Here is a 216-nt window from a genome sequence, read left to right as displayed (position 1 = left end):
TATAACCCCAGTTCGGGATAAGCCACATTGTAACTCATTGATACTATTTACAATGTCGCTACCTGTCCCTGCTGAGGCATGTTTTTGATGGTGGGTTTATACGGAAACCAGCAATAAGCAATCAAACCCGACAGCAAGTTTGTGATAAACCCCGTGACACTACGATGGCGTGAGTGTTCGATTTGGCACAAGTTTTTAAGCTCTCCAAACACCGTT

At 44.0% G+C, this 216-nt stretch carries 1 pseudogene; it reads right to left on the bottom strand.

From position 1 onward, the window contains the following. Window positions 1-47: 47 nt before the first annotated feature. Window positions 48-216 (bottom strand): annotated as a pseudogene (locus ACT3TU_RS14450) (IS982 family transposase); the annotation flags it as partial.

Origin of the sequence: Psychrobacter sp. AOP3-A1-26 (genome assembly GCF_052378235.1) — a bacterium.
GTDB lineage: Bacteria > Pseudomonadota > Gammaproteobacteria > Pseudomonadales > Moraxellaceae > Psychrobacter.
This window is presented reverse-complemented; position numbering and strand designations above follow the sequence as displayed.